A 23279-nucleotide genomic window follows, 5' to 3' on the forward strand; every position below is an offset into this window, starting at 1 on the left:
GCAGGGGATCACCCCTTGCGCGGTTTGGTGCCCGGCAGCGGTGCCGCTGGCTGGCGGTAATCGCCATAGGGGAAGATATTGCGAAAACGCTGAGCCACCGGCTCGGGGATGGAGCGGGAGAAGATCAGCTTCACACCATCGCCATCACGCTGCCCCACAATGCGACCGCGCACCGTGTCATGGCGCAGGATCTGCTTGGCATGCTCAATAAAAGCGGGCGACACCTTGCCCTGCTTGACCACCACCTTACCGGGAGCAAGACGGATCTCGAACAGGGCGCCACGCCCCAGCTTCATCAACCACCAGATCAGCGCAATCGCTACGATCAAGGAAATCCAGGCCATCTCCATCCCTCCCAAGGTCTTGATATCAGGCAGTATAAGCGGCTGTGCGCCCCGATTGTTTGGCGCCGATCACAGCCCCCGCGTCAGCGCAATAGCACCTCTTTGCTCAGCAATCCTTGCCCCAGCCCACCAGCGTCTCGCGATAGAGCGCCAGCAGCGCGTCATCGCGCACCGCCACCCCGACCTGCTGCGGGCGATACTCAGCCCAGTCATCGTGGGAGTGGCGCTTGCCATCGAACTTTTGCAGGGTGTGGCCGATGGCCGGGCCGCTGGTGATGACCCGCACCGGCCCTTCCCGCAGGGTAAAGAGGGTCGGGTCGATGACATAGGCAATGGCGGACGGATCGTGGACATGGCAACCGGAGAGCCCCAGCTTCTCGGAGTAGAAGCGCAGGTAGAAGCGGCTCACATCCCACAGGAAGCGGCCCGGCTCCCCCGCCTTATCCCTGAGATCATCAAGATAAGCACTGCTGAAGAAGCTCTGCTGGGTCACATCCAGCCCGATGATCACCACCGGCCAGTCGGCGGTAAAGACCCGATCGGCGGCATCGGGATCGTCATGGATATTGGCCTCGGCATAGGGGGTGACGTTGCCGCGATGGCCGTTGACGCCAAAGGCGCCGCCCATCACCACCACCTGTTTTACCAGCGAGACAATCTCGGGCGCCTGTTGCAGCGCCAGCGCCAGATTGGTCAGCGGGCCGATAGTGACGAGGGTGATCTCCCCCGGCGCGGCTTTGACCGCCTCGACAATATATTGCCAGGCGGGGCGGGGATCCGGAGCGATAGTCACCTCCCCCGCCTCCATGTCACCAAAGCCGCTCGGGCCGTGGACTATGGTGGTGGGGCCGACCGGTTCGCGCAGCAGCGGGGCAGCGGCCCCCTTGGCCACATCCGCCTTCATGCCGTACTTCTGCTTGAGCCAGAGGGCGTTGCGGGTGCCATTGGCGATGGTGGCGTTGCCATAAACGGTGGTGATGGCGAGCAGCTCGATGGCGGGGTGGGCCTCGGCAAACAGGATGGCCATGGCATCGTCGATACCCGGGTCGGTATCCAGAATGATTTTATGGGTCATGAGAAATTCCTACGGTAACAAACCCTGCGACAAAGAGGAGAGTCTACCCGGCTGGCCGCCTCGTATCCCGGCATGGGATCACAGACCGGGCCTTTGCTCCCGGCTGCGGGGGCGCTGCTGGCGACAATCTGCACAAAAAACGGCGCGACCCTGTTGCCAGCGCCGCGCCACTCATCGTTGTTCGTTATCTGCTATCTGGCACTGATCTGCCTGACTGCGCCCCTCAGTGCTTGCGATGCCAGCGCGGTGAGGTCGCCTTCTCCCCCCAGGGGGTGACGCAGGGGAGCAGCGCTCCTTCAATCACCACCTCGCTGCCCGCCAGCGCCTCGGCGATCTTCTGGTGCAGCACCCGCAGCACCTTGCCCTCGTGCTCGGCCAGAGAGTGGCCCGCGGCAAAAAACTCCGGCTGATATTGCAGCGCCAGCTTCTGGGCAAACTCATAGGTGTTGAAGCAATCCGGCATCCGCTCAACCACATCTTCAAGCCGGGCCAACAAGCTGTTCAGTTCCCTGGTCATAGTGCTCTCTCCGTGTAGGTTAATAGCCAAAAACTACCCCTTATTGGATAAGTCACCAACGAGCAAACCCCAAAAGTGTGGGGAGGCACACAGTTCTCTCTTGCGTCCAGCTCGCGATGAGCGGGATAGAGCTTGCCAGCTTTACATTCCGGTAACAAACAGCTAAATTCAGACCGACTAATCAGTCGGTCATTTTTCATGCGGAGAACAACATGGGTGCGGCGCAGCTTCAACACACTCCTGAGGATATCCTCGCCATCAAGCTCTCCTTGCCGGATCAGCTGGCACGGCTCAAGCGGGCGAGTCTGGCTCACCCCATGCCCACCCTGGCAGAACGCCGGGCACAGCTGACCAAACTCAAGCAGGCGCTGCTCGCCCACAAGGGAGAGCTGTGCAAGGCGCTGGCAGCGGATTATGGCCAGCGCAGCAACTACGACAGCCTGATCGCCGATGTGCTGCCCTGCATCATGCAGATCAACTACACCCAGAAGCGGCTCAAGCGCTGGATGCAGCCCCACCGCCGCCACACCGGCCTGCTGCTGGCCCCCGCCCGGGTCGAGGTGCACTTCCAGCCACTCGGGGTGGTCGGCATCATAGTGCCGTGGAACTTTCCGGTGATGCTGAGCCTTGGCCCCCTCATCACCGCCATCGCGGCGGGCAACCGGGCGATGCTGAAACTCTCCGAATTCACTCCTCATACCAACGCCGTGCTGCGCACCATGCTCACCAGCGTGTTTGACGAGCACGAGATCGCCATCATCGAGGGGGATGCCCAGATGGCGGCCGCGTTCAGCTCGCTCCCGTTCGATCACCTGCTCTTTACCGGCTCGACCATGGTGGGCAAGCTGGTGATGGCCGCGGCGGCGCCCCAGCTCACCTCGCTGACACTGGAGCTGGGTGGCAAGAGCCCCTGCCTCATCGCCCCCGACATGCCGGTGGCCACCGCGGTCGAGCGGATGATCTTCGGCAAGAGCCTCAACGCCGGGCAGATCTGCGTTGCCCCCGACTATGTGCTGTTGCCCCACAGCGAGGTGGGGAACTTTATCGCCGCCTATCGCAGCCACTTCAGCAAGCTCTACCCGCAGGGGCTCAATAGCGCTGACTACGGCGCCATCATCAACGATCGCCAGTATCAGCGCCTCGTCAGCTGGCTGGATGAGGCCGAGCAGGCGGGTGCCGAGCTCCACCCCTGTGGCAACCCTGCCCGCGACGACCAGCGTCGCCTGCTGGTGCCCCACCTGCTGACCGGGGTGCCCCATCATTGTCAGGTGATGCAGCAGGAGATCTTCGGCCCGCTGCTGCCGCTGATCCCCTACGACACGCTGGAAGAGGCGCTCGCCTATGTGGCCGAGCGGCCCCGCCCGCTGGCCCTCTATCTGATGAGCTTCGACCCCCAGTTGCAGGCGCGGGTGACCCGGGAGACCCACTCCGGCGGCATGGCGATCAACGAGAGCCTGTTTCAGGTGGCCGCCGACGATGTGCCGTTTGGCGGCATCGGCGCCTCCGGCATGGGCCACTACCACGGCCACGAAGGGTTCCTCACCTTCTCCAAGGCGAAAACCGTGCTGACCCGCGGCAAGTTCACCACCGGCTCCCTGATCCACCCGCCCTACCACAGCTGGATCCAGAAGCTGATGATGGCCTTTTTCCTGCGCTGATGGAGATGACCATGAACCAGGCCACCCCACCGCCATCAGCCATGACCGACAAGCGCCGCCAGATCCTGGATGCTGCCCTCGCCCTCTGCGCCGAAGATGGCCTGCAGGGTGCCGCCACCGCCCGTATCGCCAAGGCGGCCGGGGTGGCCAACGGCACCCTGTTCCACCACTTTCCGAGCAAGGAGGCGCTGATCCTCCAGCTCTATCAGGATGTGAAAACCCGGATGGGGGCCGCCATCCATGAAGCAGACCCCACCCTGCCGCTGTACGACCAGACCCGCCACTACTGGCAACTGGCGATGGAGTGGATGCAGGCTAACCCCAATGAACTCAAATTCGTGCTGGGCTTCTTTCACTCTCCGCTGCTGGCCAGACCGGCCCGCAGCCAGATCCTGAACGATGCCTTGCGTTTTCTGCCCGCCCTGCTGGCAAAGGGGCAGGCCAGCGGCGAGCTGATGCAGGCTCCCGCGCCACTGTTGCTGGAGGTGTGTCAGGGCCAGTTCCTCGCCTGCGCATCACTGTTTGTCGATCAACCGGAGCTGGGAGAGGACGACTACTGGCAAGCCAGTGCGTTCGCTCTCTTCTGGTCAGCCATCTCAGGAGCCAATCCCCATGCAAACAAGGATGTTTGAATCTGCGGCCGCCCTTGGCCGCCACCTCTGGATCATCACCCTGCTCTGGGTGGTGGGTCGCACCCTCTGCCGCGCCGCCCGCACCGACGAGGCGGTGCGCCGCGAATTGGCGCCGTTGCCGGACGGGCTGGCGATCCGCCTCGAAGTGGGCGGCATCGGCTACGCCATGAACATGCACAAGCAGGGTGGCCGCTGGTATCCCGGCGCGCCGGTCGCCCCTCATGCCACCATTCATCCACTGCGGGTGCGCTTCAAGCACCCCAATATCGCTTTTCGCACCCTGAGCTTTCGGCTCGGGGTCAATCAGGCGTTTGGTGAAAACCGGCTGCTGGTGGAGGGGGATCTGACCGTCGCCATGCAACTGGTGCGGGGGCTTGAGCAGATGCAGTCCCTGATCCTTCCCGCCTTTATCGCGCGGCCGCTGCTGCGCCACTATCCCGTCCCGACCAACAAATTCGGCCGGGCCTGCAACATCTATCTGGGTCTGGTGACCGGCTAACGCGCAAGGAGCCTTGAAATGAGCCGCTATTACGATTTCTTCTGCCCGGTCAAACTGCTGGCCGGTGAACAGGCGCTGGAGCAGCTGGCCAGCGAGCTGGCCAGCCTCGGGGCGCGTCGCCCGCTGCTGCTGACCGACAAGGGGGTCAATGCCACCGGTCTTGCCACCCTGCTGGCCAATGTGCTGGCCGAGGGGGATCTGCCGGTTGCCGCCATTTGGGACGAGATCCCGGCCGACTCCTCCACCGCTGTGGTAGAGCGGATCGCCAAACGCTATCGCGAGCTCGACTGCGACAGTCTGGTGGCGTTGGGGGGCGGCTCGGTGATCGACACCGCCAAGGCGGTGAACATTCTCACCTCCATGGGTGGCGAACATCTGCTCGACTACTCGGGCGCCGGTTGCCTGACTCGTCCCCTCAAGCCGCTGGCGGTGGTGCCCACCACGGCGGGCACAGGATCAGAAGTCACCTTGGTGGCGGTGATCAAGGATGAGGCGAGCGGCCGCAAGGTGCCCTTCACCTCCCCCTTCCTGCTGCCCCAGCTGGCGGTGCTCGACCCGCGCCTGACCCAGGGGCTGCCCCTCAATATCACCGCCGCCACCGCCATGGATGCCATGACCCATGCCATCGAGGCTTTTATCGGCACCGCCAAGAATCCGGTGAGCGATGCGCTGGCCCTGATGGCGGTGGAGAAAATCGCCAGCGCCCTGCCGCAAATCATCCACGATCCGCAGAACAAACAGCTGCGGCTGCAACTGGCAGAAGGCTCCACCCTGGCTGGCATGGCTTTCTCCAACTCCATGGTGGGGCTGGTACACGCCCTCGGCCACAGTCTGGGGGCCCGCTGCCATCTGCCCCACGGCCTGTGCATGAACCTCTTTTTGCCGACCGTGCTCGACTACAACCGCCCCGAGGTCGATAGCGAGCTGGCCCGGCTGCTGTTGCCGCTGGTGGGGGCCGAGCGCTTTGCCGCCACTCCGGCCCACCAGCGGGCGGAGGCGACCATCACCGCCATTCGCACCCTGCGCGATACCTTGTGGCAGGCGGTCAAGCTGCCGCGCACCATGAGCGAAGCGGGGGTGAGCGATCGCTCGCTACTGACCGAGATACGCGATCTGGCGATCAACGACGGCGCCATGCTGTTCAATCGCAAGGACGCCGACCGTGAGCAGTTACTTACCCTGCTGGAGCGGGCCTGGGCCTGATCCTGCCCCCTTGCCAGCACTCTTTAGCCAACACTCTTGGCTGACACTAACGCGGTGCCCGACTAGCAATCGGGCATCTTGATCTACCTCGCGATATTCACCTCACACCATGCCAAAGCACATGATATTGGCCACGGGCTCTCATTATCTGTTCTATACCTTGGCTAACAGTTATGTTGTGCCGAGAGACCCAACTTTATGCCAGAGGTGCCCACCATGAGCGACATCATTCATCAGGCCAACCAGCAGCAGTTCATCTGTATGGTGGAGGGGAAGGAGTCGAGACTGCGCTACCGGCGACTCGATGCCAAGACCATCGATGCCTACAGCACCTTCGTGCCGCCCGAGCTGCGGGTACAGGGGATTGCCGATCAGCTGGCGCGCGCCTTCTTCAACTGGACTCAGGCGGAGGGGCTCACTATAGTGCCGAGCTGCCGTTACATTGATGTCTGGTTACGCCGCAATGCCAACAACTGAACCTCTGAATACCGCCCTCGAACAGCAATGCCAAGCCAAAACCGAAGCCCTGCTGCGGGCTGATCCGCAGCGGATGGCCTGCCTGCAAGCCGCCGCCGAGCTCAATCTGCCCGATTGGGCGCTGGGAGCCGGCTTTATCCGCAACCTCATCTGGGATCACCTTCACCACAAGGCGGTGCCCACCCCGCTCAACGATATCGACCTTATCTATCTCGATAAAAACGATCCGCAAGGATTGGCCGAGGCGGAACACGAAGCCTGGCTGGCCAAACGGCTGCCGGGTCAGCAGTGGGAGGTGCGCAATCAGGCCCGTATGCACACGCGGCAGCTGGTAGCACCGTTTGCCAGCAGTCTGGAGGCGCTGAGCCACTGGGTCGAAGTGCCGACCTGCATCGGCGTGCGCCTCACCCGGGATGGCGAGTTCGAGTGGCTCGCCCCCTACGGCTTTGCCATCAACTGGTCGCTGCAAGTGAGTGCCAACCCCAGATGTCGCCAGGACAAACAGATTTTTACCCAGCGCATCAAGGAGAAACGCTGGCAGGCTATCTGGCCTGACCTTCAGGTAAACTGGCCATAACCTGATTGCAATCTTTCGATAACCTTGGGCACACTAGGGGAAAAGCTGGTTGTAACTCAATGGGTTAAATAATGCGCGACTTCTTCTCTCTCGAACGCTGGCTACCGGGCCTCGCTGCCCTGCTGCAATACCAGCGCGCCTGGTTGATGCCAGACCTTCGCGCCGGACTCTCGGTGGCGGCCGTGGCGCTGCCTGTCGCCATCGCCTATGCCGAACTCGCCGGGGTGGGCGCCATCGTCGGCCTCTACTCCTGCATCCTGCCCATGCTGGTCTACGCCCTGTTTGGCACCTCCCGCCAGCTGATTGTCGGCCCCGATGCGGCCACCTGCGCGGTCATTGCCGCCGTGGTGACACCGCTGGCCGCCGGTGACCCGACCCGCCACTGGCAACTGGTGATGACCATGACCGCCATGACCGGCTTCTGGTGCCTGATTGCCAGCCGCTTCAAGCTGGGAGTGCTGGCGGACTTCCTCTCCCGCCCGATCCTGATGGGGCTGCTCAACGGGGTGGCCATCACCATCATGGTGGGCCAGCTCTCCAAAATCTTCGGCTTCACCTTTAGCGAACGTTACCTCATCGAGCGGATCGCCAGCGGGGCCACCTATATTACCCAGACCCATCTACCGACCCTGGCCATGAGTCTGGTGGCCCTGCTTACCCTGCTGCTGGCCAAGCGCTACAAACCGGCATGGCCCTCCTCCATGGTGGCCATGGTGGTGACCGCTGCGCTGGTGTGGGGCTTCAATCTCGGCCAGTTTGATATCGCCACCCTGGGGGCGGTGGGCTCCGGCCTTCCCGCGTTCCAGATGCCGGAATTTCCTCCCGGCCTGATGCGGGAGCTGGTGCTGCCGGCCCTTAACCTGGCCATGGTGAGCTTCGTCTCCATGATGCTGACCGCCCGCAGCTTTGCCGCCAAGAACGGTTACGAGATAGACGCAGACAAGGAGTTCCGGGCCCTTGGCATGGCGAACCTCGCCTCCGCGGTCTCGCAGGGCTTTGCCATCAGCGGGGCAGATTCACGCACCGCAGTCAACGATGCCAACGGTGGCAAGAGCCAGCTGGTCTCCATCATCGCCGCGGCGGTGATCGCCCTCATCACCTTCTATCTGACGGCGCCGCTCAAATACATTCCCACCGCCGCCCTCGGGGTGGTGCTGGTGATGGCCTCCCTGTCGCTCACCGATTTTCGCGGTCTCTGGGCGCTGCGCAACTCCGATCGCTCCGCGTTCTGGCTGGCACTGGTCACCTTTATCAGTGTGCTCACCATGGGGGTGATCCCGGGGATCACCCTCGCCGTGCTGCTGGGGCTGTTCCAGTTCCTGCGCAATGTGATGCGCCCCACCGATCAGCTGCTCGGCATGGATGACGAGGGGGTAGTACGCACCCTGGGAGACAACGAACAAGCCAAGGCGATCCCGGGCATTCTGGTCTATCGCTTCAACTCGCCGCTGACCTACTTCAACGCCCCCTACTTCAAGCGGCGGGTGCTGGCCTTGCTGGTGCAGGATCCCCACAATCCCAAGTGTCTGGTGATCGATGCGGTCGCCTGCTTCACCCATCAGGACATCAGCGTGATGAGCATGGTGGGAGAGCTGCACAAAGAGCTGAAACGGCGCGGCATCCATATGGTGATGGCGGGTCGCCACGGCCAGATGACCCACTGGCTAAAGCAGGCTGGCGTGCGGGTGGGCGACGAGGGGATCATCCTCTGCCCCGATATGTATCAGGCTCTGCGCCTGACCCGCTGCTACCGCGAGCCGGTGTTCAAGGATGATGCGGTGGTGGAGAGCACCACTGATGCCATCCGCTCCAACTGGCCGCAGGATGATGCCCTGCCCGACTCGGCTCGCCTCACCTTGCCAAGCGAACAGGAGGCGGGCGCCACGCCTGCCTGATCCCTTGGCCGATGCAATCCTGCACAAGGATTGCACCAGCCTTGGCCTTGGTGTTAAATGCGCCCCCAGAGGGCACTCCCCCGTGCCTTCCCAGCTGTTGGACATGCCATGCAATCTCAATCCCACGCAGGCCCGGGCACCCTCTTTGCGCTGACCTGGCCGCTCTTTATCGATCTCGCCCTGCACTTTCTGACCGGCGCCCTCAACACCTTCATGGTGGGTCATGTCTCCTATCAGGGAGTGGCGGCGCTGGCGGTCGGCAATCAGGTGTTCGATCTCGCCATCACATTGTTCAGCTTCGTCAGCATCGGTACCAGCGTGGTGATCACCCAGTATCTGGGGGCCGGCGATCGGGAGAAGAGTCGGGTGGTGATCCACACCGCTATCGGCTTCAACCTGCTGATCGGTCTGGTGGCCGCCATCGGCGTGATGGCAGGCGCCAGCACCATGCTGGCGCTGATGAACCTGCCCGCCAACCTGATGAGCGACGGGACGCTTTACTTGCAGATCATCGGTCTCTGCCTGTTACCGGAGGCCGCAGCCCTCTGTCTGGCAGCCACCCTGCGCGCTCACGGCCACACCCGTCAGGCGATGTATGTGACCCTCATCGTCAACCTCATCACCTTCGTCGGCAACCTGCTGCTGCTCTACGGCTGGTTCGGCCTGCCCCAGCTTGGTGTCGCCGGTGTCGCCATCAGCACGGTCGCGGGCCGACTGGTGGGCGTGGTGCTGCTGGTGTGGCTGGTGGCCCGCAAGACCGGCATTCGACTGGTGGTGCGCGATATCGTCCACCCCAGCCGGGAGATGCTGGGCAAGGTACTCCATATCGGCCTGCCGGCGGCAGGGGAGAACCTCTCCTGGATGCTGCAGTTTATGGTGGTGACAGCCTTTGTCGGACTGCTGGGGGACAAGGCGCTGGCGACCCAATCCTACTTCTTCCAGATCTGCCTGTTTATCCTGCTGTTTGGCCTCTCCATCGGCCTTGGCAACGAGATCATCATCGGTCATCTGGCGGGGGCCAGACAGTTCGATCGCGCCTATCAGCAGCTGCTCAAGAGCCTCAAGCTGGGGTTGGCAGTTACCTGCGTCATCGCCGTGGCGGCTGCCCTCAATGGCCGCACCATCATCAGCCTCTTTACCGATGATGCCGACATCATCACCCAGGTGGCGCAACTGTTTCTTATCAGCCTTATCCTCGAACCCGGCCGCACCTTCAATCTGGTGGTGATCAACGCCCTGCGGGCCACCGGGGATGCCCGTTTCCCCCTCTACATGGCGTTGCTCTCCATGTGGGGAATTGCCGTGCCACTCTCCTATTTCCTCGGTATCATGCAGGGTTATGGACTGGTCGGTATCTGGCTGGCGCTGGCCTGCGACGAGTGGGTGCGCGGTCTGGCCATGTTCTGGCGCTGGCGCAGTCGTCGCTGGCAAAACAAAATTCTTGTTGAAACAAAAGCGGAATCACAATGAAGAAGATAGGACTCTTGCTGGCTGCCATCCTGCTCAGCCCCCTGGCCATGGCGCAAACTGCCCCTGCCGCTCCCAAGGCTCAAGCCACCCAGACCTGGTATGTGGCCCCCATCGCCATCGATGAAACCAGCGACGCCCAGAAGGCGCTGACCAAGGACTTCATGGCCCAGATGATCAAGACCATCAAGATCAACGAGTACCAAACCGGCAAGGCGGTGGGCAACACCAAGAAGCCCAAGTGGCTGATCCGCACCAAGCTGATGCCCGCCAGCAACGAGCCGCTGGTCGGCAAGAAGCACCCTCAGGGTCTCACCTACGGCAAGGGCAACCCGACCCAGGAGATCGTCGGCGAGCTGCTGATGAACGACACCCTGGTGGCCCACATCGGTCAGGGCTGGCGTGAGCCAATCGTCCCGGGCACGCCGGTGGCTGACAAGCTGAGCATCGCCAACTATCGCTACGCCATCGGGGATCAGGCCAAGTCGGCGGATCTGGAAGAGCTGGCTGCCCAGATTGGCTTTGAAGCGGGCAAGGTGATCCACCGCGATGGCAAGCCGCTGCCCGAGAAGAAAAAGAAAAAAGAGCCGGCGGACGAAGAAAAACAGTAACGTCGCCAGCACCCAGACAAAGGGGCCACACGGCCCCTTTATTGATCCTGTCCTCTCACGCCAGCGCCGCCCCTGTTGTGACTTACCGCACAGTTTTGTGCACCATTCAGATTGATAAATCACTTATCTTGTTTTGATTCAACAAGTTATAAATATCCCGCCAAATACTCCAAATGATTGCCCCCAAATTCGATCAGGATCACATTTATCCCCGGCACTAAGGGGTAGCTTTGGTCTTACAGGCACAATCAAACGAAACCAAGGAGGTTCCATTACATGTTCCCAGAGTACAGAGAACTCATCTCGAAACTTAAGAGCAGTGATGTCCATTTCCAGAAGAAGTTTGACTTGCACAACGACCTGGATGCGGAGATTAGAAAGTTGGAAAAGCATCACGCCAGCGACTATAGCGCCGAGGTGAGAGATCTGAAAAAACAGAAACTCAAACTGAAAGAGGAGATATACGACATCCTCAAACAACATCCACACTAGATGCCTCGAAGAATACCCGGATAAGCAATTTATCCTCCAGCCCGGCCCAAGAGCCGGGCTTTTTGTCGTTTCAGTCAATTAGTTGGCGCCCGTGCCTACCGACATTGCCGGTTGTTTGTTACATTTCCCTTTGGAATTCAAGGTATAACGGTGATGGTAACATGAGCATAAAACGATCTTTTTATCATCTCTTGCTGCTTTGCCTGTTCGCATTGAGCCACCCTCTGCGGGCTCAGGAGCCTGAGCTGGAGCTGTGGCACTCCCAGCAGGCCGGTTACGTGATCGACGAGGTGATCGCCCGCTTCAATCAGGAAGGCAACCACAGCGTGCGGGTCACCCAGATCGAACCGGGCAAGATCAAGGCGGATCTCCTGCTGGCGGCGCAAGCCAGGGGGCTGCCCGATCTGATGCTGATCCCGTCCGACTTTATCGGTCTCTATCGCCAGATGGCCCTCGCCCCCCTCCCCGCCGAGTGGTTTTCCCCCACACTGATGGCCAGCGCCCTGCGTTATGTCACCCTCGACAGTCAACACTGGGGCATGCCCATGATGCAGGGCAACCACCTGATGCTGTTTTACAACAAGAAGCTGGTCTCGGCGCCGGTGACCCAATGGCAGCAACTGGCTGCCATCACTCCGGCCCTCAAGGCCAAGGGGGTCTACCCCGTCAGCTGGCCCTATCACGACATGTACTACTTCGCCGCCTTTTTGCACACCTTTGACGGCTCGCCGGTGACCGAAGGGCGCATCACCCTCGACACCCCGGCCATGGTGCAGGCGCTGGAGGCCTACCGCACCGTCGCCAGCGAACAGTGGATCGATCCCGACTGCGACTATGACGCCGCCCTCGCCCGCTTCAACGAGGGCAAGAGCGCCTACCTCATCAACGGAGACTGGGCTTTCAATGATCTGGTGAAAAACATGGGGGATCAGCTGGGGGTCGCCCTGCTGCCCCACTGGCAGACGCGCCCCATGCACTCCATGAGCGGCGCCTACGTGATGGGCGCCTCCCGCTGGGCGATGGACGATGAGGACCGGCAGCCCGTCATCAAGGCGCTGATGGCCTTTATCCAGCGTGAGGATATCCAGCAGTTCATCTATCGACAGGGGGCGCTACTGCCGGTCAATCAGCAGGCCTTTGTCGCCATCAGCCACAACCCCACGCCTCGGGAAAAAGTACTGCTGGAACAGTTCACCCTCACCACCCCCATGCCCTCCGACAGCGCCATGTCCATTGCCTGGCAAGCGATGGATAAAGGGTTCGAGCGCTTTAAAGAAGGGATCAGTGCCGCCGACACCGCCCACTACATGCAACAGCTGGCCGATCAGCAGTACCGGCAGGTCAAAGCACCATGAACCATCGCACCGTTCGGCTCGGCCCGACCCTCATCATCATTCTGTTCACTGTGGCCCTGCTGCCGGCGCTGCTGGCCAGCGTGGTGTTGCTGACCCGCCAGCACCAGATCATCGCCCAGAGCGAGCAGTCACAGCTGGAGCGGGCGCTCACCAGCATGACCCGCGAAGCCCGCTTTCGCAGCGAGATGATCGGCACCCAGATCAATCAGCTCAGTCAGGATCGGGTGCTCCATCAGGCCCTCGACAACTTCCTCTTCTCCAGCCATGCCCGGCTGGCACTGGCCGCCTTCATCAAGTCCAACAGCCTGCTCACCTCTGCCTACCTCATCAATGACAAGGGGCTGGTGGTGGAGTACATCAATGGCCAGGCCTCCCACCTCGAATCGAGCAATCTGATGCCGCAGCTGATGGCCTGGAGCAAGACCCGCGAGGCGAAACAGGGCAAGCATCTGCTGCTGCCCGTCGATGATCCCGTGCTGGTCGGCGATATGGAGCAGAACCGCAGCGGCGGGCTGGCACTGGTAGCCCCCATCTATCGCAATCACCAGCGTGCAGGGGTGATGCAGACCCCTTCCGGCTTCGTGATGGCCATCCTCCCCTGGCGACAGATGGCCCAACTGCTGGAGCCCTATCTCAAGGGGAGCGAATATCTGGTGATCTCCCAGGGCGAGAACCGTCTCTACGAAGGGGCTCACCAGAGCGCCAACGCGATGGATGACAGGGAGCCAAGCAAGATGGCGCACCCCCTGGTCATTGGCTGGCCCCAGTTGGAGCAGGAGATCACCCCCACCATCACCCTCTACAGCTACAGCGATGACAGGGTCAGCGAGCTCAACAAATCCCAGCAGCTGCTGACCGGCAGCATTGTCGGCATGTTGCTGCTGGTGGCCATCGGCTGCGTCTGGCTCACCCGCTGGCTCACCCGACCGCTGCGTTCACTGGCGGCGCTGGTGCGCAGCTATGGCCAGGGCAACTACCAGCAACAGCAAGCACCGCTGCGCTTTGTCGAGTACGACGAGGTACGCCAGTTGCTGCAGGAGATGGCCTACACCATCTCGGATCAGGTGCGGGCGCTCTACCAACAAAACGAACAGCTGCAGCGCGCCAATAGCGAGAAAGAGGCCTTCAACCAGCGGCTGCTCGGTTTCAACGACGAGCTGGAGCAAGAGGTGGCCTCGCAAACGACCGCCCTGCGCTCGGCCCTGAGCCGGGAGGAGCGCAGCCGCCATGTCCTGCAATCCTGGCTGCAGTTCGGCCTGCATCAGCAGCTCGATATCGATATTGCCGAGCTGGCCAGCTCTGCCCTGTTGCAGCTCTCCCAGCTCTATCCCGGCCACCGCTGGGGGCTGGTGATCCGCCGCGACGGAGAGCCTCACTACTCCCTGACCCAGGGGGTGGATGCCCCCCTGCGGGATGCCCTGCAGGAGAAGCTGGCCCAGCTGATAGATGAAGAGATCAGACACTCCGAATGCCAGTGGGATAACACGATCTGGAAGATCATGACCCTGCCCGGCAGCCAGAGCGGCGTGCTGTTTGGCTATCTGATGGTGAGCGCCGAAGGGTTGGAGTCCGAAGACAGGGCCATCTTGCGGCTGTTTGCCAAGCAGCTGGCGGTGGGCATCGAGGGGCGACTCTTTACCGATGAGCTGGCGCGGGTCGCCCGCACCGACAACCTCACCGGGCTGCCCAACCGGCAGGCGTTCGAAGAGGCCTTCCATCACTATCAGGCGGTGCTGGCGCGCCATCCCGAGCGTCACCTCGCCCTCTTCATGCTCGATCTCAACGGTCTCAAACGTACCAACGACCAGTATGGACACGAGGCGGGCGACGCCCTGCTGATCCAGATGGCTCGCCAGCTGCGCACCCTCTGCCGGCAGGATGAGAAGATCTTCCGCATCGGTGGCGACGAGTTCGTGCTGCTGGCGGAGGCGGATCACCTTGCCAGCCAGCGGCTGGCAGCACGACTGGAAGCAAGCCAGCACCACGCCACCGTGCAGCATGGGGAGCACAGCTTCCCGCTGCGTTTTGCCATCGGCTGGAGCAGCAGCGACCAGACCCCGTTGGCAGAGCTGAGCCGGGTAGCAGACGATGCCATGTATGCCGACAAGGCGCGCTTCTATCAGGAGCAGCAGTAAAACTGGATGCCTCCGGCGTTGGCGAGCCTTTCGCCAACCCCCTGATGACCTCGCAAAAATGGCGCGCAACGCTAGACGCGGCGCGGGCCATGACTAAGATAGGGGCTCTTGATGTTTCGATTCGGAAGGGAGTAGGAAATGGAGTTAGTACTTGGCCCGCTGGAGGCCCGCGTCATCGGCTGTCTGATTGAAAAAGAGATCTGCACCCCGGATCAATATCCCCTCTCCCTTAATGCGCTGGTCAACGCCTGCAACCAGAAGAGCAACCGCGAGCCGGTGCTGGAGCTCTCCGAGCTCGATATCCGCGCCGTGGTGGACGAGCTGATCCGCAAGCGGCTGGTGGTCAACACCGCCGGTTTCAACGCCCGGGTGCCCCGCTACCAACACAGATTCTGCAACACCGAATTTGGCGAGCTGAAATTCAGTGCCCAGGAGCTCGGCATCGTCTGCGAGCTGCTGCTGCGCGGCCCGCAAACCCCGGGGGAGCTGCGCTCGCGCACCAACCGCCTCTGCAGCTTCGATGATGTCACCGAAGTGGATGCGGTGCTCGGCGCCCTTATCGAACGTGGCCCCTACGTGGTCAAGCTGCCGCGCGAGCCGGGCAAGCGCGAATCCCGCTACGCCCATCTGTTCAGCGGCGAAGTGGATATTCAGGCGATGATGGATGCCGCTCCGGCAGCAGCCTACGCCTCTCCTGCCGCCGATCGCCTGAGCGAACTGGAGCAGGAGGTGAGCGAACTCAAGAGCCGTCTCGCCGCCATGGAAGCTCGGCTGGCGGCGCTGGATGGTCAGGGCTGATCGCCTTTACCATCGCCAATCTCTATCAGGGAGCCGGGGCTGATGTCCCCGGCTCCCTGCGTTTTTTCATCGTGAGGAAGTGCCCGTGATCACCCTGATTAAAGAGTCTGACCACCAGAAGATGCCCTGGAAAAACCAGCAGGGCACCACCAGCCAGATCCTCATCTCCCCCAAAGGGACGAGCCTTGCCAAACTCGACTTTGACTACCGGCTAAGCTCGGCCCCCATCAAGAGCGCGGGTCCCTTCTCCCCCTTTCCCGGCTATCAGCGTATTTTGCTGCCGGTGAGCGGGGCTGGCTTTGTGCTCAACGGCCACCCCTACGCCACCTTCGAGGCGGCGCACTTTAGCGGCGATGAGGAGACCCACTGCGAGCTGCTGAAAAAAGAGGTAACCGATCTGGGGCTTATCTACCATCCGGATCGCATCAGCGCCAACGTGCGGGTACTGAACCTCCCCTTCCCGCTGACCCTTACTCTCGAGCCAGAGAAGACCTACCTCTGCCACCTGCTGAGCGGCCAGCTGACCGTGCAGGGCAAAGAGGTGGCCATCAACGAGACGCTGGTGGTGACCGGGGAAGAGAGCATTCACTTCGAATGCCAGAAGAAGACCGCCATCGCCTTCTTTACCCTGCAGGCCAAATAGCGCGAAAGTCGGCGGTGTGCAGCCATGCCATGCCACACACAAGCAGCAGAGATGAAAAAGCCGGGTAATCCCGGCTTTTGCTATTGAGGCAACCGGCTCGATGCCGGTTATCGCCTTAGTTGACCTTGAAGGCGCCCTTCATCATGGCGAAGTGGCCGGGGAAGGAGCAGAAGAAGGTGAGATCCTTGCCCGCCAACCCGTCGGTCTTGAAGGTGACGCTGCTGCTCTCGCCGCCGCCGATCAGCTTGGTGTGAGCCAGTACACGGGGATCATCCTTGGGCAGGTAGTCATTCTCGGCCCCGGCGCTCATCCCGGCAGTCGCCACGGTCTGATAGTCGGCGGTGCTGGCCAGCACCCAGTTGTGGCCCATGGCGGTAGCAGGCAGCTTGCCGGTGTGGTTCAGGGTGACCGTCACCTCTTTGCAGGTGGCCGGTACGCTCATCTCTTTGAGGTTGTACTGCATGGCATCATTGCCTTCGATGACCAGTGCACACTCATCCGCCAGCACGGGGGCAGCCAGGGTACTCAGCAACAGCAGGGTAATCGCCTTTTTCATCATCTTCTCCTTTGATTGGCAATTGATGACAACGACTTGGCGGATGCGGTTAACGCTTCGCAAAGATGCCGTCTAAATCAACCTTCATTTTACTCAATTGTCTTCAATCGGCTATGGCTTTTGGCCAAAGCTGCGGGCCAGGTCACCAGATGGTGCTGCACTCGCCAAGATATCCCCTCACGGATGGACGATACGACCCGCTCCAGCCACAGGTTCAAAACTGTTTAATTTTTTTCTGCCTTTTTCCTTCCGATTGCCCCTATCAGGGCTCGCCCGGCGGGCGCCCCTTGGCTAAGCTAGCGCCCCGATATGAACCTTCTCCAGATGAGAGCGCCGGATGATTGCGATAACCCCCGTGGCGGCCCTGCGCGGCCTGCTGCTGACCCTGCTGCTGGCGCTGGCCGGCTGCCAGCCCACCCCGCCTGCCCAGACCCGCATTCAGGGCAAGACCATGGGCACCTACTATGTGGTGACCCTGAGCGATAGCTACCCCGGTGGGGAGTCCGCCCTCAAAAGCGACGTAGAAAGCTTGCTGGCTCGGATGAACAAGGAGATCTCTACCTACGATCCGGGCTCGCTCATCTCCCGTTTCAATCAGGGGCCCGCCAACACCCCGTTTGCCATCCCGCCCGCCATGGCCATCATCGTCCAGCAGGGCCTTGATGCCGGTCGGCTGACCGACGGCAAGCTGGATGTGACCGTGGGGCCTCTGGTCAATCTGTGGGGCTTTGGCCCCGACAAACGGCCGGTCAAGCGACCCGATGAGGCAGCTATCGCCGCCGCCCGCCAAAAGGTGGGCATCGACAAGCTGCTCCTGACCCCGCAGGGGGATCACTTCCTGCTCGAAAAAACGATCCCGGATCTCTATCTCGACCTCTCCACCCTCGGCGAAGGGGCAGCCTCCGACGAGATTGCCGCCCTGCTCGAGGGCAAGGGGGTACACAACTACCTGATCGAAGTAGCCGGCGCGGTGCGCAGCAAGGGCAACAACAGCAAGGGATCGCCGTGGAGAGTGGCCATCGTCGAACCCTCCGATCAGCCGGGGGCGTTTTCCGATATCGTCATCCCCAACGGCATGGCGCTCAGCACCGCAGGCAGCTATCGCAACTACTACGAGCTGGATGGCCAGCGTTACTCCCATATCATCGACCCCGCCACCGGTCAGCCGGTCACTCACAAGCTGGTCTCCGCCAGCGTGATCACCCCGACCGCGCTGGAGGCCGATGCCCTCGATACCGCCCTGATGGTGATGGGCCCCGAACAGGCGATGGAATTTGCCAGACAGCACCAGCTGGCGGTCTATCTCATCGTCAAAACCGAACAGGGATTCAAGGCCGAGTACACGCCGCAATTTGCCCCCTATCTAGCAGAGAAGCGGGCAGAAAAACACTCCTGAACATAAGGCCCCGAGAACGGGGCCTTATCATTAGGGGTCATTGATAACGGGTTATTCGATGGTCACCCGATGAGGTGCCGGGGTTTCCACCTGCTTGGGCAGTTGCAAGGTGAGGATGCCGTTCTCGAACCTGGCGCTGACCTTGTCCAGCGCCACCTCGACCGGCAGCTCCAGGGTGCGCGAGACACTGCCGAAGTAGCGTTCACTGCGCAGGGTTCGCTCATCCTTGTTCTCGCAGTCAAACTGGCGGATCTCCGCCTTCAGGGTCACCTGCTTGCCATGGATATCCACATGAATATCCTCCTTGGCGACGCCCGGCAGCTCGGCCTGCAACAGATAGTTGTCATCACTCTCTTTCAAATCCAGCCTGATCTGGCTCGGTAGCGGATCCCCGTGCAGGGGACGAATATAGAAGCCGGACGCCATATCGCGAAACAGGTCATCGAACAGACTGGTACGGCTCGGTAACAGACTCATTTTTGCTCCCTCCCTGATTGTTCCATGGACAGATGCTGGCCCTGATGCCTGCCTGATAGGGTCTACAGCTGACCGGAGCGTCTCTCCGGCCCCCTCTATCAGTCTAAAAAGCGCGCCGCAGGCTTCCACCCCATCTGAACTTTATTTGATATGGATCAACCACATGGCCCCGATAAATCCGGAAAAAACGTGACCCGTGAACAGAAAGCGAGGCGACAAAAGCACATTGATTGCCACTTCACGCGCTTTGGTGGCACACTTTCCCTCATCAGCCCGCAGCGCCTCGACCCAGACAGATGCAGACACCTGAACAAGAGCCAGAAAAAAAGAGCCCAGCCAAGCCCCAACGCATTCTGATGGTCAATGAGCAGCGCTCGTTTCAGGTGATGATGAAGGCGATGCTGATCAATCTGGGGATCAGCAACATCACCTACTCCAATACCGCCGAGGATGCGCGGCGCCGCTGCCAGAAGGGCAGTTTCGACATTTATCTCATCGATTACGATCTGGGGGTCGGCGAAAACGGTCGCCAGCTGCTCGAAAGCCTGCGCGACAAAGATCTGATCCCGCCCCAGAGCGTGGTGATCATGGTGAGTGGCGACAGCTCCCGCGCCATGGTGCTGAGCGCGCTGGAAGCCGAACCCGACGAATACCTGATGAAGCCCTTCTCCCAGGAGCAGTTCTCGTTTCGCCTCAAACGCGCCCTCGCCCGGCGCAACGCCCTGGCCAGTGTCTTTAGTGCGCTGGCCGATGACAATCTGGCGGCCCTCATTACCGCCTGCGCCGAGCGGGCCGATGCGGTGCCCCGTTTTGCCAACTACTGCCGCTGCCTGCAGGCCGATACCCACCTCAAGCTGGGTCAGGCACAAGAGGCGCGTGCCCTGATGCGCCAACTGCTGGCCGGGCAAGAAAACAGCTGGGCCCGCCTGACGCTGGGCAAGGCGTGCAACACCCTCGGGCTCCACGAGGAGGCAGTCAGCCATCTGCAGGCGACCCTCAAGAATACCCCGCTGATGGTGGAGGCCCACCTCTGGCTGGCAGAGTCCCTGCTGGCCCTCGGCCATGACGAGCAGGCGCAGCAGGAGCTCAGACGGGCGGTGGGTATCTCCCCCCAGTCGGTGCAACTCTCCCGCCGACTGGCGGAGGTGTGCCTGCAGCGCCACGACTACGCCCAGGCCAAGGATGTGCTGCTTGCCCTCATCGATCTGTCGCGCAACTCGATCCATCGCACCCCCCACTATCTGGGGGCCTATATCCAGACCCTGACCCTCTACGCCCTCAACAGCAACGACAGCTACCACATCGCCAACCTGCAAAAGCAGGTCAATTCGGCCCTGTCGCGCATCCGCGATTCGTTGATGATGTCGGAGTTCAACTACCCGGTGTTCGAGCAAATCTGTCAGGCCCGGGTGCAAATTGCGCTGGGGGAGCTGCTCAAAGGTAAGAAGATGCTCTATCGCGCCAACCAGAACTGGCTCGATGAACCGGCCACCATGCCCCCCGCCCTGCTCGGCGAGACCATCCTCGCCCTCTACCAACTCGGCGAGTTCGAATATGCCGAGAGCCTGCAGGGGCTGCTGGCGGAAGACGAAGACCGGCTGCTCACCACCTGCATTCAGGCAACCCGGGATGACAAGACGGTGCTGGAGCGGCGTCAGCGCTACCAGCAGCTCAACGATTTGGGGATCAAGGCCTATCAGAGCGGCGAGCTGGAGCAGGCCCTCGGCCATTTTCGCGAAGCCCTGCGCCGCGCCCCCGCCAATACCGGTGCGGCCCTCAACAAGATCCAGGTGCTGCTGCAACTGATGCAGAAAAACCGCAAGAGCCCGGAATTTGGCGCCGAGTGCAAAGACACCCTGGACGTGCTCGACGGCATTCCCCTCAACCCGGCCCAACAGGAGCGTTTTCGCAAGTTACGTCAGGAGTTCAACCAGTTCAGCTAAGACGCCGCCACGCCCCCTTTTCCCCGCCTATGCTGAAACCAGTCCGGCAATGCGAGGGAAACGAAGATGGCGATGTGTCGTTATCTGGTGGCCGATGGCCGCCACTGCAGTGAAGAGGCTGGCGAGCACGAGCTCTGCCACTGGCATGATCCCCACAGACCCCATCAGGAAGCCCACACCGCCGAGGCGCTCGAGCAGTACGTTCGCGCTGGCGGTCTCTGCCACGGCCTGCAGTTGTCACGGGCCAATCTGGCTGGCCTCAATCTGGTCAACAAGGAGTCCGATCAGGGATTTTTGCTGGAGCAGTGCAACCTCTATCGCGCCAACCTGCGCGGTGGCCACCTCTACGGCCTGCGCATGAAGGGCGGCAGCCTGATGAAGGCCGATCTCAGTGATGCCAACCTCCAGTGCGCCACCCTCGATGACGTCAACCTGCTCGGCATCCGCTGGCACAACACCCGGCTCGACAACATGCAGACCGGCAAACGGGTGATGCAGGATCGCAAGGGGCGGCGCGAACGGGATCCCAAACAGGCACGCATCTGGTTCAAGGAGGCGGAAGAGACCTACCGGGATCTGCGCAAAGCCTCCGAGGCGCAGGGGATCTTCACCATGTCCGGCAACTATATCCAGCAGGAGCTCACCATGCGCCGGCTGCAACTGCCGCTCTGGTCGAGCCAGCGCTTCACCTCCTGGGTGGTCGATCTGTTCTGCGGCTATGGCGAGGCCCCGATGCGGGTGGTGCTCTTCTCGTTGCTGCTCATCTTCATCTGCAGCATTTTCTACTTCTTCTGCGGCCTCAACTTCTCGGGCACCCACCTTATCTACCGACCGGATGCCCCCTTCGAGCAGAACGCCATCTTCCTGCTCGAATGTCTCTACTACAGCGTGGTCACCTTCACCACCCTGGGCTATGGCGACTTTACCCCGGTCGGCCTATCAAGGCTCTTCGCCGCCTTCGAGGCCTTTACCGGCAGCTTCACACTGGCGCTGTTTGTGGTGGTCTTTGTCAAAAAGATGACCCGCTGACGTCTCTCCCTGCCAAGCGGGCCGACCACTGGCACAGGCCCGCGCCCCGAACTTGCATCCACCGCCGATTCCTAGTCCAATAGCGACTTATAAAAATGACATGAGCATCCCGGACATGAAGATCATCTCTTTCAATATCAACGGCCTGCGCGCCCGTTTGCACCAACTGCAAGCCATCATCGACAAACACCAGCCCGATGTGATCGGCCTGCAGGAGATCAAGGTGCACGATGAAGCCTTCCCGCTGGCCGATGTGGAGGCCATGGGCTATCACGTGGAGTTTCACGGCCAGAAGGCCCACTACGGGGTCGCCATCATGAGCAAGCAGAAGCCGATCAAGGTGGAGAAAGGCTTCCCCACCGACGATGAAGAGGCTCAGCGCCGGATGATCATGGCCACCTTCGAGCGCGAAGACGGCTCCCTCATCAAGGTAATGAACGGCTACTTCCCGCAGGGTGAAAGTCAGGATCACGAGACCAAGTTCCCGGCCAAGCAGAAGTTCTACGAGGATCTGCAGCACTATCTCGAGACCAACCACACCCCGGACGACCAGCTGGTGCTGATCGGGGATATGAATATCTCCCCCACCGATCTCGACATCGGCATCGGCGAGGCAAACCGCAAGCGCTGGCTGCGGGATGGCAAGTGCTCCTTCCTGCCCATCGAGCGCGAATGGATGGAACGGCTGAAAGGGTTCGGCCTCACCGACACCTTCCGCGCCGCCAATCCCACCGAGTGCGAGCGCTTCTCCTGGTTTGACTACCGCTCCAGAGGCTTTGACGAGAACCGCGGCCTGCGCATCGACCTCATCATGGCCTCCGACGCCCTCAAGGACAGCGTGACCGAGACCGGCATCGACTATGAGCTGCGCGGCATCGAGAAACCCTCCGACCACGCCCCCATCTGGGCCTGCTTCGCCTGATGCGATGCACGGTTAACCGCTAAGCAGCGGCGCGTTCACCAATCTGTGAAGCGGCTCGCGGTTGCTTGCGATAAAAGGGCGTAAACAGCCTATCCAGACAAGGTGCCTCAGGGCACCTTCTTTTTGCAGCAAGGAGTGCCTGACGTGACTACCCCTCACCTTCCCCTCTCCCCCGCCCGTTTTCTGGCCCTGCGCCTGTTGCCGGGGGAGGACCTGATCGCCGGATTGCGCACGCACATGGCCCAACACGGCCTGCAGGCTGCCTGGATCGCCGGGGCGGTCGGCAGTCTGACCCACGCCCATCTGCGCTATGCCGCCCGGCCCGATGGCACCCTGCTGGAGGGGGCCTTCGAGGTGATCGCCCTCGGCGGCACCCTGGACCCGGAGTGCGAACACCTGCACCTCTCCCTCTCTGACGAGCAGGGATTGATGCGAGGTGGCCATGTGCTGCCCGGTTGCCGGGTCCGCACCACCCTCGAACTTGTGATTGGCGAGCTGGAGGCGTACCGTTTCACCCGAGCCCCCTGCCCCCACTCCGGCTATGAAGAGCTGCTCATTACCCCCAGAACCTTGTGAGG

Annotated in this window: 24 protein-coding genes; 19 read left to right on the top strand and 5 right to left on the bottom strand. The window is 61.5% G+C overall.

What is annotated here, in order from left to right:
• Positions 1-8: 8 nt before the first annotated feature.
• The 3 genes from OKC27_RS00620 to OKC27_RS00630 all read right to left on the bottom strand — a co-directional run bounded on the left by OKC27_RS00620 (position 9) and on the right by OKC27_RS00630 (position 1936).
• The gene (locus OKC27_RS00620; protein ID WP_042057852.1) at positions 9-344 is read right to left on the bottom strand and encodes a DUF3634 family protein; all 336 of its coding nucleotides are present in this window, start codon (positions 342-344) and stop codon (positions 9-11) included.
• 106 nt (positions 345-450) lie between these two features.
• Entirely contained in the window at positions 451-1419 is a 969-nt protein-coding gene (locus tag OKC27_RS00625) for a nucleoside hydrolase (RefSeq protein ID WP_270805800.1), read from the bottom strand.
• A gap of 223 nt (positions 1420-1642) precedes the next feature.
• Positions 1643-1936: a hypothetical protein gene (locus tag OKC27_RS00630; protein ID WP_042656987.1), complete on the bottom strand. Its 294-nt coding sequence runs from the start codon at positions 1934-1936 to the stop codon at positions 1643-1645.
• A 212-nt stretch (positions 1937-2148) separates the two neighbouring features.
• Between OKC27_RS00630 and OKC27_RS00635 the strand changes: the two genes are divergently transcribed.
• The 14 genes from OKC27_RS00635 to OKC27_RS00700 all read left to right on the top strand — a co-directional run bounded on the left by OKC27_RS00635 (position 2149) and on the right by OKC27_RS00700 (position 16378).
• On the top strand, positions 2149-3594 hold the full coding sequence (locus tag OKC27_RS00635; RefSeq protein ID WP_270805801.1) for a coniferyl aldehyde dehydrogenase: 1446 nt from the start codon (positions 2149-2151) through the stop codon (positions 3592-3594).
• Positions 3595-3605: 11 nt separating this feature from the next.
• The gene (locus tag OKC27_RS00640) at positions 3606-4226 is read left to right on the top strand and encodes a TetR/AcrR family transcriptional regulator (protein WP_270805802.1); all 621 of its coding nucleotides are present in this window, start codon (positions 3606-3608) and stop codon (positions 4224-4226) included.
• On the top strand, positions 4207-4725 hold the full coding sequence (locus tag OKC27_RS00645; protein WP_042057858.1) for a hypothetical protein: 519 nt from the start codon (positions 4207-4209) through the stop codon (positions 4723-4725). Before OKC27_RS00640 ends, OKC27_RS00645 begins: the two co-directional genes overlap by 20 nt.
• Before the next feature lie 18 nt (positions 4726-4743).
• Complete coding sequence (locus OKC27_RS00650; RefSeq protein ID WP_270805803.1) at positions 4744-5928, top strand: iron-containing alcohol dehydrogenase; 1185 nt, start codon at positions 4744-4746, stop codon at positions 5926-5928.
• 216 nt (positions 5929-6144) lie between these two features.
• A complete protein-coding gene (locus OKC27_RS00655; protein ID WP_005337747.1) occupies positions 6145-6405 on the top strand; it encodes a GNAT family N-acetyltransferase in 261 nt (86 codons plus the stop codon).
• Entirely contained in the window at positions 6392-6982 is a 591-nt protein-coding gene (locus OKC27_RS00660) for a nucleotidyltransferase family protein (RefSeq protein WP_270805804.1), read from the top strand. Before OKC27_RS00655 ends, OKC27_RS00660 begins: the two co-directional genes overlap by 14 nt.
• A gap of 71 nt (positions 6983-7053) precedes the next feature.
• On the top strand, positions 7054-8877 hold the full coding sequence (locus OKC27_RS00665) for a SulP family inorganic anion transporter (protein ID WP_270805806.1): 1824 nt from the start codon (positions 7054-7056) through the stop codon (positions 8875-8877).
• A 108-nt stretch (positions 8878-8985) separates the two neighbouring features.
• Positions 8986-10347: an MATE family efflux transporter gene (locus OKC27_RS00670; protein ID WP_005361670.1), complete on the top strand. Its 1362-nt coding sequence runs from the start codon at positions 8986-8988 to the stop codon at positions 10345-10347.
• Positions 10344-10955: a hypothetical protein gene (locus OKC27_RS00675; protein ID WP_270805807.1), complete on the top strand. Its 612-nt coding sequence runs from the start codon at positions 10344-10346 to the stop codon at positions 10953-10955. Before OKC27_RS00670 ends, OKC27_RS00675 begins: the two co-directional genes overlap by 4 nt.
• Before the next feature lie 276 nt (positions 10956-11231).
• The gene (locus tag OKC27_RS00680; protein WP_042057872.1) at positions 11232-11447 is read left to right on the top strand and encodes a YdcH family protein; all 216 of its coding nucleotides are present in this window, start codon (positions 11232-11234) and stop codon (positions 11445-11447) included.
• 161 nt (positions 11448-11608) lie between these two features.
• On the top strand, positions 11609-12802 hold the full coding sequence (locus OKC27_RS00685) for a sugar ABC transporter substrate-binding protein (protein WP_270805808.1): 1194 nt from the start codon (positions 11609-11611) through the stop codon (positions 12800-12802).
• A complete protein-coding gene (locus OKC27_RS00690; protein ID WP_270805809.1) occupies positions 12799-14937 on the top strand; it encodes a GGDEF domain-containing protein in 2139 nt (712 codons plus the stop codon). The genes OKC27_RS00685 and OKC27_RS00690 overlap by 4 nt, the downstream gene beginning before the upstream one ends.
• Positions 14938-15075: 138 nt before the next feature.
• Positions 15076-15735, top strand: a complete 660-nt coding sequence (locus tag OKC27_RS00695; RefSeq protein WP_042057879.1) for a YceH family protein — start codon at positions 15076-15078, stop codon at positions 15733-15735.
• 85 nt (positions 15736-15820) lie between these two features.
• On the top strand, positions 15821-16378 hold the full coding sequence (locus OKC27_RS00700; RefSeq protein ID WP_075114407.1) for a HutD family protein: 558 nt from the start codon (positions 15821-15823) through the stop codon (positions 16376-16378).
• Positions 16379-16493: 115 nt separating this feature from the next.
• On the opposite strand, the gene azu is transcribed toward OKC27_RS00700, so the two are convergent.
• Positions 16494-16934 carry an azurin gene (azu, locus tag OKC27_RS00705; RefSeq protein ID WP_042656977.1) on the bottom strand — a complete coding sequence of 147 codons (441 nt, stop codon included), beginning with the start codon at positions 16932-16934 and terminating at the stop codon, positions 16494-16496.
• A 337-nt stretch (positions 16935-17271) separates the two neighbouring features.
• Here azu and OKC27_RS00710 point away from each other — a divergent pair, with 337 nt between their 5' ends.
• A complete protein-coding gene (locus OKC27_RS00710; RefSeq protein WP_270805810.1) occupies positions 17272-18330 on the top strand; it encodes an FAD:protein FMN transferase in 1059 nt (352 codons plus the stop codon).
• Between the two features lie 51 nt (positions 18331-18381).
• Here the strand turns inward: OKC27_RS00710 and OKC27_RS00715 are convergent, their stop codons facing one another.
• Positions 18382-18807 (bottom strand): Hsp20/alpha crystallin family protein, encoded by a 426-nt coding sequence (locus OKC27_RS00715; protein ID WP_270805811.1) that lies wholly within the window; start codon positions 18805-18807, stop codon positions 18382-18384.
• Positions 18808-19103: 296 nt separating this feature from the next.
• Between OKC27_RS00715 and OKC27_RS00720 the strand changes: the two genes are divergently transcribed.
• The 4 genes from OKC27_RS00720 (at position 19104) to OKC27_RS00735 (ending at position 23277) form a co-directional block, all read left to right on the top strand.
• Positions 19104-20750, top strand: a complete 1647-nt coding sequence (locus OKC27_RS00720; RefSeq protein ID WP_270805812.1) for a tetratricopeptide repeat-containing response regulator — start codon at positions 19104-19106, stop codon at positions 20748-20750.
• Between the two features lie 66 nt (positions 20751-20816).
• A complete protein-coding gene (locus OKC27_RS00725) occupies positions 20817-21779 on the top strand; it encodes an ion channel (RefSeq protein WP_270805813.1) in 963 nt (320 codons plus the stop codon).
• 115 nt (positions 21780-21894) lie between these two features.
• A complete protein-coding gene (gene xthA, locus OKC27_RS00730; RefSeq protein WP_182937805.1) occupies positions 21895-22701 on the top strand; it encodes an exodeoxyribonuclease III in 807 nt (268 codons plus the stop codon).
• A gap of 144 nt (positions 22702-22845) precedes the next feature.
• A complete protein-coding gene (locus OKC27_RS00735) occupies positions 22846-23277 on the top strand; it encodes a PPC domain-containing DNA-binding protein (RefSeq protein ID WP_270805814.1) in 432 nt (143 codons plus the stop codon).
• Positions 23278-23279 lie beyond the last annotated feature (2 nt).

It is taken from the genome of Aeromonas sp. QDB62, assembly GCF_027705695.1.
GTDB classification, from domain to species: Bacteria; Pseudomonadota; Gammaproteobacteria; order Enterobacterales; family Aeromonadaceae; genus Aeromonas; species Aeromonas allosaccharophila.

Bases quoted from the DNA above. Each gene is read 5' to 3' on its own strand.
- OKC27_RS00620 (WP_042057852.1), bottom strand. From the start codon at position 344: ATGGCCTGGATTTCCTTGATCGTAGCGATTGCGCTGATCTGGTGGTTG.
- OKC27_RS00625 (WP_270805800.1), bottom strand. From the start codon at position 1,419: ATGACCCATAAAATCATTCTGGATACCGACCCGGGTATCGACGATGCC.
- OKC27_RS00630 (WP_042656987.1), bottom strand. From the start codon at position 1,936: ATGACCAGGGAACTGAACAGCTTGTTGGCCCGGCTTGAAGATGTGGTT.
- OKC27_RS00635 (WP_270805801.1), top strand. From the start codon at position 2,149: ATGGGTGCGGCGCAGCTTCAACACACTCCTGAGGATATCCTCGCCATC.
- OKC27_RS00640 (WP_270805802.1), top strand. From the start codon at position 3,606: ATGAACCAGGCCACCCCACCGCCATCAGCCATGACCGACAAGCGCCGC.
- OKC27_RS00645 (WP_042057858.1), top strand. From the start codon at position 4,207: ATGCAAACAAGGATGTTTGAATCTGCGGCCGCCCTTGGCCGCCACCTC.
- OKC27_RS00650 (WP_270805803.1), top strand. From the start codon at position 4,744: ATGAGCCGCTATTACGATTTCTTCTGCCCGGTCAAACTGCTGGCCGGT.
- OKC27_RS00655 (WP_005337747.1), top strand. From the start codon at position 6,145: ATGAGCGACATCATTCATCAGGCCAACCAGCAGCAGTTCATCTGTATG.
- OKC27_RS00660 (WP_270805804.1), top strand. From the start codon at position 6,392: ATGCCAACAACTGAACCTCTGAATACCGCCCTCGAACAGCAATGCCAA.
- OKC27_RS00665 (WP_270805806.1), top strand. From the start codon at position 7,054: ATGCGCGACTTCTTCTCTCTCGAACGCTGGCTACCGGGCCTCGCTGCC.
- OKC27_RS00670 (WP_005361670.1), top strand. From the start codon at position 8,986: ATGCAATCTCAATCCCACGCAGGCCCGGGCACCCTCTTTGCGCTGACC.
- OKC27_RS00675 (WP_270805807.1), top strand. From the start codon at position 10,344: ATGAAGAAGATAGGACTCTTGCTGGCTGCCATCCTGCTCAGCCCCCTG.
- OKC27_RS00680 (WP_042057872.1), top strand. From the start codon at position 11,232: ATGTTCCCAGAGTACAGAGAACTCATCTCGAAACTTAAGAGCAGTGAT.
- OKC27_RS00685 (WP_270805808.1), top strand. From the start codon at position 11,609: ATGAGCATAAAACGATCTTTTTATCATCTCTTGCTGCTTTGCCTGTTC.
- OKC27_RS00690 (WP_270805809.1), top strand. From the start codon at position 12,799: ATGAACCATCGCACCGTTCGGCTCGGCCCGACCCTCATCATCATTCTG.
- OKC27_RS00695 (WP_042057879.1), top strand. From the start codon at position 15,076: ATGGAGTTAGTACTTGGCCCGCTGGAGGCCCGCGTCATCGGCTGTCTG.
- azu (WP_042656977.1), bottom strand. From the start codon at position 16,934: ATGAAAAAGGCGATTACCCTGCTGTTGCTGAGTACCCTGGCTGCCCCC.
- OKC27_RS00710 (WP_270805810.1), top strand. From the start codon at position 17,272: ATGATTGCGATAACCCCCGTGGCGGCCCTGCGCGGCCTGCTGCTGACC.
- OKC27_RS00715 (WP_270805811.1), bottom strand. From the start codon at position 18,807: ATGAGTCTGTTACCGAGCCGTACCAGTCTGTTCGATGACCTGTTTCGC.
- OKC27_RS00720 (WP_270805812.1), top strand. From the start codon at position 19,104: ATGCAGACACCTGAACAAGAGCCAGAAAAAAAGAGCCCAGCCAAGCCC.
- OKC27_RS00725 (WP_270805813.1), top strand. From the start codon at position 20,817: ATGGCGATGTGTCGTTATCTGGTGGCCGATGGCCGCCACTGCAGTGAA.
- xthA (WP_182937805.1), top strand. From the start codon at position 21,895: ATGAAGATCATCTCTTTCAATATCAACGGCCTGCGCGCCCGTTTGCAC.